Source organism: Candidatus Zixiibacteriota bacterium (assembly GCA_036480375.1).
Classification (GTDB): Bacteria; Zixibacteria; MSB-5A5; order GN15; family JAAZOE01; genus JAZGGI01.
Map to the genome: position 1 here is coordinate 177,965 of JAZGGI010000016.1, position 13,723 is coordinate 191,687.

Annotated in this window: 10 protein-coding genes; all 10 read right to left on the bottom strand. The window is 42.3% G+C overall.

Going from position 1 to position 13,723, the window contains the following annotated elements:
* Nucleotides 1-13: 13 nt before the first annotated feature.
* The 10 genes from coaE to lptD all read right to left on the bottom strand — a co-directional run bounded on the left by coaE (nt 14) and on the right by lptD (nt 13,722).
* Nucleotides 14-604 (bottom strand): dephospho-CoA kinase, encoded by a 591-nt coding sequence (coaE, locus tag V3V99_04035; GenBank protein ID MEE9441816.1) that lies wholly within the window; start codon nt 602-604, stop codon nt 14-16.
* Entirely contained in the window at nt 605-3,334 is a 2,730-nt protein-coding gene (gene polA / locus V3V99_04040) for a DNA polymerase I (GenBank protein MEE9441817.1), read from the bottom strand. It abuts the gene before it with no gap.
* A complete protein-coding gene (nadD, locus tag V3V99_04045; protein MEE9441818.1) occupies nt 3,324-3,938 on the bottom strand; it encodes a nicotinate (nicotinamide) nucleotide adenylyltransferase in 615 nt (204 codons plus the stop codon). The genes polA and nadD overlap by 11 nt, the downstream gene beginning before the upstream one ends.
* The gene (gene bamD, locus V3V99_04050; protein MEE9441819.1) at nt 3,913-4,707 is read right to left on the bottom strand and encodes an outer membrane protein assembly factor BamD; all 795 of its coding nucleotides are present in this window, start codon (nt 4,705-4,707) and stop codon (nt 3,913-3,915) included. The genes nadD and bamD overlap by 26 nt, the downstream gene beginning before the upstream one ends.
* A complete protein-coding gene (locus tag V3V99_04055; protein MEE9441820.1) occupies nt 4,700-5,353 on the bottom strand; it encodes a transglycosylase SLT domain-containing protein in 654 nt (217 codons plus the stop codon). Before V3V99_04055 ends, bamD begins: the two co-directional genes overlap by 8 nt.
* 2 nt (nt 5,354-5,355) lie before the next feature.
* Nucleotides 5,356-6,675, bottom strand: coding sequence for a 30S ribosomal protein S12 methylthiotransferase RimO (gene rimO, locus V3V99_04060; protein ID MEE9441821.1), 1,320 nt, complete (start codon nt 6,673-6,675; stop codon nt 5,356-5,358).
* Nucleotides 6,672-7,289: an outer-membrane lipoprotein carrier protein LolA gene (locus V3V99_04065; protein MEE9441822.1), complete on the bottom strand. Its 618-nt coding sequence runs from the start codon at nt 7,287-7,289 to the stop codon at nt 6,672-6,674. The genes rimO and V3V99_04065 overlap by 4 nt, the downstream gene beginning before the upstream one ends.
* A 26-nt stretch (nt 7,290-7,315) precedes the next feature.
* Nucleotides 7,316-9,616 carry a DNA translocase FtsK gene (locus V3V99_04070; GenBank protein ID MEE9441823.1) on the bottom strand — a complete coding sequence of 767 codons (2,301 nt, stop codon included), beginning with the start codon at nt 9,614-9,616 and terminating at the stop codon, nt 7,316-7,318.
* 95 nt (nt 9,617-9,711) lie between these two features.
* The gene (locus V3V99_04075) at nt 9,712-9,987 is read right to left on the bottom strand and encodes an HU family DNA-binding protein (protein MEE9441824.1); all 276 of its coding nucleotides are present in this window, start codon (nt 9,985-9,987) and stop codon (nt 9,712-9,714) included.
* 189 nt (nt 9,988-10,176) lie between these two features.
* Nucleotides 10,177-13,722 (bottom strand): LPS assembly protein LptD, encoded by a 3,546-nt coding sequence (gene lptD, locus V3V99_04080; GenBank protein MEE9441825.1) that lies wholly within the window; start codon nt 13,720-13,722, stop codon nt 10,177-10,179.
* Nucleotide 13,723: the final 1 nt, after the last annotated feature.

Here is a 13,723-nt window from a genome sequence, read left to right on the forward strand (position 1 = left end):
ACGGCGTTAGAAGTCAACCCTTTTCGGTCAGGTCGTGAAAAAAATCACGAGATTTTTTCCGGAGCGAATCGAGTCCATTATTATTGGTAATTATAAAATCTGAAGCCGACTTTAGATGGGAAATCGATAGTTGAGATTTAGAGCGTTGTTTGAATTCAAATTCTGAATAATCCCTCTTTAATAATCTCTTTTTTCTTAGGCTGGTTCTTGAGTCCACCAGCACAGTTTTATCCATTTTTTTATAATATCCTGAACTAATAAGTAAGGCGGCATCGATAACAACATGCTTTTTATTTTTTTTGGCTTTAATTATTCCTTGATCGAGTTCGTTTATGACGTGGGGGTGCACTATGAAATTTAACACTTTGGTTTTTTCGGGTGATGGGAATATTAGTAGCCCAAGTTTTCGCCGGTTCAATTGATTGTTCTTATTCAATATTTCCGAACCGAATTCCAGCACCAGTTGATAGAGGACGCTTTGATTATTTTCGACCACTTCTTTGGCGATTTTATCGGCATCGAGTAATATCGCCCCTTCCCCTGCGAAAACCCGAGCGACTTCGGATTTCCCCGAGCCGAATAATCCGGTGACCCCAATAATCATTTATTTCGCCTCCAGCCAGTTGGGGCCAACTCCGATATCGATCTCAAGGGGGACTTTTAGTTTTAAGGCTCCGCTCATATATTTTTGGACAATCATTTTCAATTCTTCGAGTTCATTATTAGGCGCGTCAAAAACCAGTTCGTCGTGAACCTGCAAAACCATTTTAGATTTCATTGATTTTATAGCTATGTCGATTTTTATCATCGCCAGTTTGATAATATCAGCGGCGGTACCCTGTATCGGAGTATTAATGGCCGTGCGCTCAGCGAATTGACGGATTTGAAAATTCTTGTTATTGATATCCGGCAAATACCTGCGGCGGCCAAGCAAGGTTGTTACATATCCATTTTCCCGCGCGAAGTCGAGGGTCTTATTCATATAAGTTTTAATGCCAGGATAGCGCTCAAAATAAGTATCAATAAAATCTTTGGATTCGGTAAGATTTAGCTCGGTCTGCTGGGAAAGGCCATAGGCAGAAACTCCGTAAACGACAGCAAAATTGGCCGTTTTGGCGGCCCGCCTCTGCTCGCTATTAACCTGCTCAATGGGGATACCATAAACTTCCGCGGCCGTTCGGGTATGAATATCTTCACCATTTTTAAAGGCATTTATTAGTCCCTTGTCGTCCGAATAATGGGCCAAAATACGGAGTTCGACCTGCGAATAGTCAGCTGCCAATAATGATGAATTTTTATCGTTCGGAATAAAGGCTTTTCTAATTTCACGACCGGTTTCAGTACGGATTGGTATATTCTGCAGGTTTGGATCGGAAGATGATAATCGGCCGGTCGCAGTTACTGCCTGATTGAACGAAGTATGAACTCTTCCCGTTTCCGGGTTGGCAAGCTCCGGGATGGCGTCAACGTAGGTCGATTTCAGTTTATTGTACTGCCGATATTCAAGAACCGCTTTGGGAAGCGGATGTAATTCCGAAAGCTCTTCAAGAACTCGGACATCGGTAGAATAGCCGGTTTTCTTGGCCGTTTTTCTACGGGCCGGGAGTTTTAATTCGTCGAATAAAAGGCGGGACAATTGCTGAGTGGAATTCAGGTTAAACTCATAACCGGCCATTTCAAAAATGGCACCCGCGATTTTGTCAATTTCCTCCTGCATTTCGCTCGAAAGAGATTGTAGAAAATCCAGATCGATTTTTATTCCGGTCATTTCCATGCGAGACAATACAGAGATAAGAGGAAGTTCTATATCATAATACAGGTGATGGAGCTTCAATTCATCTATTTTCGGAGCGAAAATACCGCGCAAGCGAAAAGTATAGTCGGCGTCTTCACCCGAATATTGTGCCGCTGTTTGAGGATCAACTGTTGCGAAGGATTTCTGTTTTTTTCCGCTGCCAATTAAATCCGTAATCGGAGTCATGCGGAAATTGAAATGCTCAAACGCAAGGCTGTCCAGATTATGTCCCCTCGCCGAGGGATTTATTATATATGAAGCCATCATGGAATCGAACGATACGGGTGACACCGTAATGCCGTGTCGGGTCATTACTTGTATGTCATACTTAAAGTTGTGCGCTATCTTCTGAGTTTTTTTATCTGATAGTAAAGGCTTGAGAATTTTGATTACGTCAGACAACGTCAGATTTTTTTCGGATTGTTCGGTGTGACCGACCGGAATGTAATATGCCTCCCCTGCCTTATCTGACAGGGATATCCCAACTAAGTTAGCTTCAAGCGAATTGATTGAATCGGTTTCGGTATCGAAGGCAATCTCTTTTTTGGCAGATAATTTTGCTACGATTTTTTTTAACTCGGATAATGATTCAACAAGTTTGTATGAAGATTTGGCCTTTTTCTGCGCAACGGGTTTGGCAATAGATTCTCCCGTTATCTCCTTCAGAAGATTAAAAAATTCTAACTCAACAAAGAGTTCTTTGCATTTTTCAACATCTGGTTCCTGCCGGGTTAATTCGCCTATTTTAATATCAATGGGAACATTCTGGTCAATAGTAACAAGCTCCAGAGAAAGTAAAGCCTTTTCTTTATTGTTGAGTACTTTATTTCGAATTCCATTGGCTTTGATCTCTTCAGCTTTGTCCAGTATGTTTTGAAGGTTTCCAAATTGTTCCATCAGGTTCAAGGCTGTTTTGGGACCTACTCCGGGGATTCCGGGGATATTATCAGAACTGTCGCCAGTTAGAGCCATGAATTCAATCACTTTGTCGGGATAAACACCGATCTTATCTTTGACCGCTTCTTTATCCATTCTGAAGGGCGGTAATGAGCCCTTCTGGGGGATATACATGTGAATCTTGTCGTTGATCAATTGGAACATATCCTTGTCACTGGAAACGAGATGAACGGATAAGCCCTCTTGAGCGCCCTGCCTGGCCAGGGTAGCCATGATATCGTCGGCCTCATATCCTTCCAATGAAATTTGCTCTATACTCAGGGCTTCGATGGCCTGAAAAATTCTTGGGAGTTGAGTGGCCATGTCATCGGGCATTTTTGGGCGGGTGGCCTTATATTCATCATACAATTTATGGCGAAAAGTCGGTTCCCTGGTATCGAATACGACCGCCAGGAAATCCGGCTTTTCCTTATTTAAGACTTTAATAATCGAATTTACCACCCCAAAGGCGGCCGAAGTATTTTCTCCTTTGGAATTGATTAACGGATTTCTGACGAAGGCGTAGTATGCTCGGTAAGCCAGAGCCGACCCATCAAATAAAAATAGTTTTTTGGATTGGGAGGCGACTTTCTCAGTCGGCATAAAGACTCCGCTCATATATATAATTTTCGATTTGAGGCGGGACGAGGTACTTAATGGAAATCTTTGATTTTATCATTTGTCTTAAGTCCCGGGATGCAATTTTTAACTGGGGAATATTTATAATTTCCGCTCCTTTTAGAAGTCCGTCGGGCCGAGGCGTAGGTTCAAATCCCGGACGAACCGCAATAACAATACGGACGCGCTGCTCGATCTGGCTGCTTTTATACCATTGATGAAATTCACCTATGATATCAGAGCCAATCGGAAGAAAAAAACGGGCTGAGGGATATTTGCTTTGCAAATAATCAATCAAATCAATGGTATAAGGCGAGGTTTTTGGCGGATGCTCAATCACAAATTTATCATTATCGGTAATTGCCAGAGAAACCATTTTTAGCCGGTCATCAAAAGAAGAAGCCAGATCGCAATCATTCTTCAACGGATGATCAATAGACGGAATAAATAGCATTCCACTGGCTTCAAGAGATTGCATCAGGGAATTGGCCATAGCAAGGTGGCCGAAATGAATGGGATTGAAGGCGCCTCCCATTATTCCCCAGAGGCCACCTTCGGACGGATTAATTAGTTTCTGTTGATTTGGCAATTTTCTCTTCTGCTTCGGCCAGTTTTTTCTGAGCCTTTTGGGTTAGCTCATGTTCCGGGTAAACAACCAGGAAATTATTAAATTTTTCCTTCGCATCGGAGTAGTTTTTTCTCTTTAATTCGATTTCCGCCAGATAATATAATGACTGAGCGCCCCAGTTACTATCGGTATGCTCGTCTATGACTGATTGAAAATATATCCCGGCCGATTTGTAATACCCCAGCCTAAAATACATGCGTCCGTTTTGATAACGCTTTTTGGCCAAACGATCCATACCAACTTTAATAGTTTCCCGAGCATCGTCAACCAACTCTGATTCCGGATAATCGGTAACGAAATCATTAAGAGCTTCCAAAGCGCGCGTTAATTCATCCTGATCCAGACCTGAGTTTTTGGGAGATGATTTAAAATAGCATAAGCCGGCCATATATTGACTATCATCCACAAAATCAGATCCGGGATAATTATTGACAACTCGCTCAAATTCAGCGGCCGCCAAATAATATTCTTTATCGAGATAATATGACATGGCCAGATAATACTGCGCCGAATCGACCATCGGTGAGCCGCTAAAACTATAAACTACTTTTTGGAAGCCATCAATGGCTTTTACATAGTGTTTCTTCTGAAACTCTTTATAGGCTTCACGGTATTGTTCTTCGGCGGTGGCATAATTTTTCATAGTGATTCCGCCGCATCCGGCCAGAACAATTGATACAAGAAGGGTGACGATTGAATAAATAATGAGTTCGTGGTTAAGTCTACACATCGTATTTTTCTTTCAATATGCTGTAGTTTTCCCAAATTTTCTGAAAATACTGCCTGGGAAGCGGTTTATTTTTTCTTAACCGGCCTCGCAAACGAGTTTCTCCAAGATTATATGATATTATAGCCTTTTTGACATCTTTAAATTTCAATATTTGTTCGAAAAGATGCAGCGTTCCCAGCTGAATATTCAAAGCCGGGTCAAAAAGTTGCTCATGGCCTTCCCAATCAATACCGCTGCGCATGGCCAAATCGGCTCCGGTCGCGGGCATTAGCTGCATGATGCCTCGCGCGCCAACCCGGGAAACCTGCCCCTTTTTAAATGTTGATTCTGTCATGATAACGGCCATTATCAGGAGCGGATCGTAATTGTATTTTTGGCTTTCCTTGAATATGACATTTGCCAGCTCCGTTTTTTCGTTATCATTAAAGCCGATCTGAAAATCCTCAATAATTTGGAAAATCCTGAGTTTTTCTTCCATTTCGCTAAGGCGATTGCGTTGGAAATCTATTATTTTATGCAGCTCGTATTTATCTTTCACAAGGAAAATCAGAAGCGTTGATTGCAAAAGATAGATTAAGACCAGAAGAAGAGCGATTGGTTTGGATAAAAATATACCGGTCTTTTCAAGGCTCACTCCGGAACTCATAGTTACTCCCTTGTTCCAAGTAAATCATATCCATCATACCCGTTTATATTTATCGGTATAAATTCGCCCGGCCTCAAATCGGTAAATCCCAGTTTTACTTCCCGGTCAATTTCCGGCGCATCAAGCCTTGTACGGGCCATTGAATATCCCTCTTCAATATTAACCCTGTCAACTATTACCTCAAACCGCTCGCCCACGTCTTTTTCATTGAGGGTAAACGCGATCTCACGCTGAATTTCCATCAGACGATGATATCTCTTTTCCCTGATTATGCGCTTAACCTGCTCCGGCATATTAGCCGCTTTCGTGTTTTCTTCCCGAGAATACACAAAGGCTCCCAATCGATCAAATTCAATCTCTTCAACAAATGAGCACAATTCCTTAAACTGCATTCCCGTTTCGCCCGGAAAGCCGACTATAAAATTCGTTCGAATGGCGCTTCTCGCGCTTTTTCCTCGTATCTCGCCTATCAATTTTTCTATCGCACTCCGTGTCGTTTTTCTGCCCATTGCCTGAAGAATTTCATCGTTACAATGCTGCAGAGGTAGATCAAAGTAATTACATATTCTCGGATTGTCAATCATATAGTCGATAAGTTCGCTCGTCAATCGTCCAGGGTGCAAGTACATAATTCTAATCCAAAATTCACCGTTCAGGGCCGATAGTCTGTCCAGCAACGCAATCAGGCTCTGTTTGCCGTACAAATCCAATCCATAGGCGGTGGATTCCTGAGAAACAAGGATTATCTCTTTTTTGCTATGGTCAAGAAGATATCGGGCTTCATCGAGAATATTTTCCATTTGCCGACTTCGAAAACGTCCCCTGATATCTGGTATGCTGCAATAGGCGCACCTATTATCGCACCCATCGGAAATTTTTAGATAGGCGAAAACCTGATTAGCATCCAATTCGCGTTCAATATCAAATTCCCGGTACTTGCGGAGATTATTTTCACTAACCGCAATCTTCGCATCCTTGCTTTCCAGTATATCTTGTATTTGGATGATATTATCAAGTCCTAAAATACCGTCGATTTCGGGAATATCTCCAGCCAAATCATTGGCATATCTCTGCGCCAAACACCCGGTTACTATTACACGCGATTTTTCATTTTTTCTTTTTATCTTGAGCGATTTCATGATCGCGTCAATTGATTCTTCTTTGGCATCCTGAATAAATCCACAGGTATTGACGATCAACAACTCGGCATCATCGGCCGTGTCCGTCTTTTGATAGCCAAGATTTCTCAGGTAGCCTGAAATACATTCGGCATCGACGTCATTTTTGGGACATCCTAATTTGTGGATATAATAGCGTTTCATGGCATTTCGATAACTTCTATGCCGGTCGGAGGGATAAATTGAAAAACCGAATCAGAAAGATTTGATATAAATCTAAAGTCATTTATATAAATTTCTATGCGAGAATCATTTTCATCCATATAGAAAATTCCGAGGGGGATAAAATCTTCAAGCCTGATTTTGAGTTGAAATTCGTTCGGCGCTATCAAGCTATCGTGAGCAATCATTGATACTTTGGTAAAAGTTTTATCGTTCTTTTCCGAGGTACACTTATAATAATGGCGGGGATTGAAAAAGAGCATAATCGGATTCCAGATTTCATTACGGGTAATTGAATCGATTATGACCTGCTCGTTATCTATCGTGTAATTCCATAATACTGTTCCGTTGGAAACCAAAATCTGATTGGGTGTTATCATGTGAAAACGGCCATCGGAGCAGGCTTTGATAGTACCGAATAAAGTATCAACACTTTTGAAAATATCAGAATGAATCAACTGCGAAAAATCCATAGAATAAAATTCGTTTGACTGATACTTATCCATAGCCTTTTCAAACAACGGGCATTCGGCACAGGTTAAGGCATGAAGCATCACAACTATTAGTATTACCGTGTTTGGAATTTGCCGTATCATAAAATCTTATACAATGAAAATACGAATTATGTTTTGGAATATTTACCGTTTTTGATATTTTCCAGAAATGCTTTGTCAACGAGAACGTCGCGGGCTTTCGATTCATTATAAGGTCCGATTATTTTCATTTCCTCCAATTCATCGATTAAACGCGCGGCCCGCTGGTAACCGATTCCGAGTTTGCGTTGCAATAACGAAACCGAAGCCTGTCCTTGTCTGATAACTGTCTCTACCGCTTCCATCATGACCGGGTCGTTTAGCTGACGAATTTGAGTTTTTTCCTCGGTCACCGCTTCCGATTCTCCCTGTTTTATTTTGCTATAAGGCTGTTGCTTTATAAATGTTACCAACGCTTCGGTTTCATCCGAAGATATATACGGACCATGCAATCTTTCCGGTTCCGGCGATCCGGTTTTGAGGTACAGCATATCGCCATTTCCCAAAAGACGTTCAGCTCCATTACCGTCAAGAATAGTGCGAGAATCGATGCGGGTGGCGACCTGAAAAGCTACCCGGGAAGGGAAATTGGCTTTGATAAGCCCGGTAATAACGTCCACCGACGGTCTCTGCGTGGCCAGAATTAAATGAATCCCGACCGCTCGTGCCATTTGCGCCAGGCGTGTTAACAGCAGTTCTACTCGGCTGGAATGCGTCGACATCATCAGATCGGCCAATTCGTCAATAATTATCACTATATAGGGCAATTTTTTATCTCTTGATTTCATTTTACGGTTGTAATCGACAATATTTCTAACCGATTCATTGGCAAGAGTGCGGTAGCGATGTTCCATTCCCAGAACGACATCGTTTAGCACTCGTTCAGCCTGTTTCGCATTGGTGACGACTTTCTCCTCAAGATGTGGGATATCTTTATATACCGTCAATTCGAGCATTTTGGGATCGATAAAAATAAATCTCAAATTTTCGGGCGGCAGCGAGTACATCAATGACGTTATAATGACATTGATGCACACGGATTTTCCGGAACCGGTTGTCCCGGCAATTAAAAGATGCGGCATAGTCGTCAAATCGACAACATAAGGATTGCCCGAAATATTCTTTCCCAATGCCAGAGGTAAATGAAATCTATTTTCCTGAAATTTATCAGATTCGAGAATATCGCGCAAGTAAACGATATGCGGATTGCGATTCGGAATCTCAATACCAACCGCTCCCTTACCGGGTATAGGCGCGACAATACGTATTGATTTGGCTTTGAGATTTAAGGCCAGATCTTCGGATAAATTTGATATCTGACTGACTTTTATTCCTGCCGCCGGTTTAATTTCAAAACGAGTAATAATCGGACCGGGAAACATCTCAATATTGCTGCTCAGGCGAACGCCAAAAGTTTCAAGAGTCTCTCGCAGGGCTTTTGCCGTATTTTCTAATTCTTTGGTATCAAATTCAATGGCCTTATTTTTATTTTCATTAAGTAGATCATTGGAAGGCATTATAAAATCATTGGCGGCCGTTTCCTCTATTTCGATTTGGTCGGTAACCGTTTCGCTTTTGCCCGGGATGGTAACCTTCTTTTTCTTTTCTATTTGTTTTTGGGCAGAAGACAAATGGTCGGTAACGACTTTGTCGGCAACTTTCGATTGCTCTTCCTGTTCAGCTATCAATGGTATTTGAGGCTTTTTCCTTTTTCTGCGTTCTTTAACTACCTCCGATGATTCTCGTTTGAAGAATTTCTTAAAGTCGGCCGTGGACTTTATATTTTCCGATTTTTCAAGAGCAAGCTGCCAGCTCTGCCGGATTCTCTTTTCCGACTCGGAACGCATAAACGCCACCAGATTACGGAATCTGTGCGAGATATATCCATAATAAACCAGGACACAGATCAAGACCGCGAAGCCAATAATATAGGCTCCCGGCACGCCAACGATATGAATCATACCTTCTATCAGGGTATGCCCCAGGGCTCCGACGCCATCGGGGTAGGTTTCCGCGAAATTGGCTTCGGAAACTTTTCCAACATCACCGATAATCAGCAAAAGGGTTACCGTAGCCCATAGGACTCCGGCATGTTTAAGACATCGTTTGGCGACATCAAGGCCGATAAGTCTTAGAGATAAAACGAGGAGAAAGAATAATCCAAAATACGCGCCCCATCCCAGGAAGAAAAAGGCGATGTAACTGAAATACGCTCCCATCATGCCGCCGATATTTATGTACGGCAGAGAAAAAGGGTTACCATAGATGGCTTCATCGGAAACAATCATCATGTCATCGGGAGTGTTGTGCCCCGCTAAACTTATAAGCGACATGATCGCAAAGGCCGCCACAAGAATCCCGATTATTTGTAATTTGGTTTTTTCTTTCATCTTAATCCAATTCAAGGATAATTATCTGGCCCTCTATTGGTCAACAAAAAAGGCAGGGCGATAAACGCCCTGCCTGTGAGGAAATATCACTTAAGTTACTTCTTCACGGCTTCGCGGAGAGACTTACCAGCCTTAAATTTCGGTACTCTTGCGGCCGGAATCTTGATTGCAGCACCCGTTTGCGGGTTACGACCGGTGCGGGCTTTTCTCTTAGTAGTGCTGAATGTTCCAAATCCAACAAAGCTCATCTTCTGACCCTTTTTCAAGGCCATTGTGACTGAGCCCAGGAAACATTTCATAGCGTCAGTAGCAGCCCGCTTTGAAATACCGGCATCTTTCGCCATTTTTGTGATTAATTGATCCCTTGTCACTATTATATCCTCCATGGTTAATGGTTATCTCTTTTATCCTTTTCGCAACGAATCTACCTGTTTTATAAAATCTTTGTCAAATAAAAAAACGAACAATTTCAAAAAAACCCCGAAAAAACGGGATTTTGAGGCATATAGGTCTAAAAACACTTGATTTTACTGGCAAAAACGGTGCGGGGTAGCCGGGAACTACCGATTAAACAGGGCTCCGCGCAAACCTGATTCTGATTTTTCAACTTTAATGTCGGGAATGGCGAGAAGATATAATTTGAAATAAAATCCCTGACGAGAACCGTCAGGTATCCAGTAAAAATGTCCTTCCCAGCAATTCAGACTTCGATTAATATCAACAATTTTATCGATTGTCTGGTGCTTGACGAAATCATAACGCTGCGAATATTTGATTTTCCAGTTTTTTGTTACGCCTAAGTTAAAGGTAAGTTGTGCCCAATGGGTCTTTGAGACCGCTCCCGTAATGGATCTGGATTCAGTGTAATTGTGCGAGAAATTCATATTCCAGGTTACGGGCGAACCGGTTTGCGATTCCTTTGATTCTCCGGTCATATACGGCGAAGGCACGGCACTGGAGGTATCATATTGCATCTCCTCGGCATAATCACGATCAGATGACAGGCCGCTTCTGACATAATTGTCAGACACCGATCCGCGGGCCTGGAATGATGTATTCAGGGAAAACGTTTTTAGCCTCGGGCGCCACCAAATCAGTTTATCGTTTTTATCATACATATCATGGATCAGATTGCCGCTGAGATTGATTTTTCGCAAAATCGATGATGAAATACCTGTCCGTAAATTTGAAAATTTCTTCCCGATAGCCTCAAAATTATAGCTGGTCGAAGATGATATTCGTAATAAATCCAGTTTTTTTTCTTTTTCCCCCTGTTTAATTTTGGCTTGAAGCAGATGCGTTAACGTCATACTCATTGCCATCTGGCGACTACCTCCGCCTCCTCGGCCAACGAAACTTTTCACAGGCGCGTTTTTATTGATAAATGGCGCCCAATTAAATCCCACCGAAGGAGTCATAACATGTCGCAGAGCCTGAAGACCGAATAGATTTATAGGAAACGTGCCGTACAAATTAGTATTTGTGGATATTCCGGCCGAAATCGATCCTCGCCGGTATGAACGATTAACGGGAATTCCCGCGTTACGGGCTTGATCCGTTTCCGGGATATAATACCAGGTTTCCTGAAAGCTAACCCGAGGACTAATCGAGATATATCCAAATAATTTCTGCGAGGCGTTAAGAGACATAGAATGATCAATGAATGAATATTTTTTATTTGTTGTCGAGGTCGAATCCCGGCTTGAGAATATCAAACTATCGACGTCGATAATTGTTGTATCAATTACATTATGATGAAGAGTTCTTCCGCTGGAATGATATCCAAAATTATTTGAATAACTCAGGCGCAGGTAATTATACCAGCTCTTTATCGTCTTCCCGCCTTCTTCCCGGCCGCTGCCGAAAGGATGAAATGACGAGATCGAAAATCTTCCGCTGGGCAAATTACTCGAACGCGAATCGGTATCGAGATTATCCTGATGATTAAACGAGAGTGATAAGGATGATCTGCCGAAGCGTTTACTGAAATTCGCCTGCGACCGGATATTGCGGTTCCGGCGCTCGTCGGGATTGGTTGAATAATCGCTGTAATAGCTTTCATCTGAAACAAATGTACCCGAGGCGCCGAATTTGATATCATAAGGAAGCGTTTGCGAATGGCTTCCGCTTATAGTCCAACGACGGCTTTGTCGTTCGGTGAAGGCCAGCTCCCGGCTTTCCCGAGCGAAGGTGCTTCGTACATATCCGGAATATTCATAACGCTTATTGTATCTAAACAGGCCGTTTATGGTAATACCGATATTTTCATAGAAGTCAAGGGAGCCTTCAATATCCCAATATTCAGAGGAGGCCCAATAATACCCAATATTTCCGATAAATCGATTCCCCTTTTCGAAATTACCCAGTTTTATGGGAAGTATTCCCGAATGGCGACCCCGCTTAAGAGGAAAAACATAATAAGGGATATAGGCTATCGGGAGTTTATAAAGATATAATCGTACCGGCCGGGCAATGACTCGATCATCCTGGATAATTTTCATTTTCCTGGAGCGAAAATGGAAATAGGCGGCTTCTTTATCGCAGGGAATTAAAATTCCGTTTTCCACATAAAATATTTTTTCATCTTCTTTATACAGGTCATCTCCACGATATTGAGTTTTCTCGAATCGGGTATTGGAATTTTCGATTAAGCCTTTTTTGGTATCGACGTTGAAAACCAGTTTGGAGCCAAAAATCTCTTCGCCGCCGTCTTTCAATGACAATGGCACGATCGATGGAATGCTATCGGTGGAATCGACCAGAGCATCTGCGGTAATGATGCGGTCGGGAATGTTATAATTGACTTTGTCGGCTGTCAACAACACCGTTCCCTGTCTGACCATAGCGTCGGTGGTTATACCGATGATTCGCTCATTAGAGAAAAATTCAAGAAAGGCACCCCGATAATGAATCGAGTCTTCGGCAATAATATTTTCGGAACTTATATCCAGGCTATCATCCAAAGCAAGATTATTATCGGAATAGCGATTATCAAAATTATCCTCAGTGGTCAATAATGTGTAACAGGTATCGCACGGTTGTTCCGTTAGTGTATCACTTGCGGTTATCGATGCAACATCCGAGGAATCTATCGGAGCGGTTTCCTTTTCCGTAATATATATGCCTTCTGCCCCGCCCTTCACTTCCGCTTTCATTATCTTTCTATCTTTTATGTATATAAATATCGAATCACCAGAGACGATATTTTTTCCGGATCCGGTTGTATCATCCGGCGACGGCAAGTATTCCGAACGGGCCGCCCCGTTTGCGGCTATTTTCCTAACATCATTATCTTTGAAGAAAAACGTGATATCTCGACCGGTTAAAGTTGAGCTGCCGGAAAATTCACCAGTGGTTGAATCCGACTGTTCAACAAAATACGCGCTGGCGCTGTCACTGACCTCAATTCTGTCAACCGCCTGAGATTTGAAAAATATGTTCATATAATTTCCGGAGATAATTGATGAATCTCTGGTCGCAACCGGCTTATCCATCAGAGATAACAGATTAGCGTCTTTATAAAATTCGGCGCATCCGCAGTTGGCTTTGGTCCCCGAATGATCTATCTGAACATTTTCCTCGGCCATACCGATTTGGTCATCACTGAAATAAGTCAGATACTCGCCGCTAATGGTTACAAGGTTATTATAATCCGGATAATTCAAAAATAGCCAGGGGTCATTTTCCAATACGATTATTTTATTGGCAATGTCGTATTCGATATAATGAGCTTCGGCGCGAATGGAATCGATATTATGAATTAAAACTGCGTTTTCCCTGGCGATTAAAACCGAATCTGCATGATAGTAACTGACTTTATCAGCCCAGATATGCTGGGTTGAATCATAAGCTTCAACGCCTCCGAAAAAATGAATTATATTTTGATCCTGGAGCCAGACAACCGAATCGGAATAAATCCAGGTTGAATCTATGCGGAACCATCCCCGCCCCCAACCGTTCCAGACAATTCCGCTATCGGTCGTTATCATATCAAGAAAATCAAAGTCATCAAAAAAAACCGTACGCTTTTCATCCTGCGCGGTAACGGGGCTGAGAAATAATAAGGTAATGATAACAAGGGCAAATATGTAAATTACATATCGCATC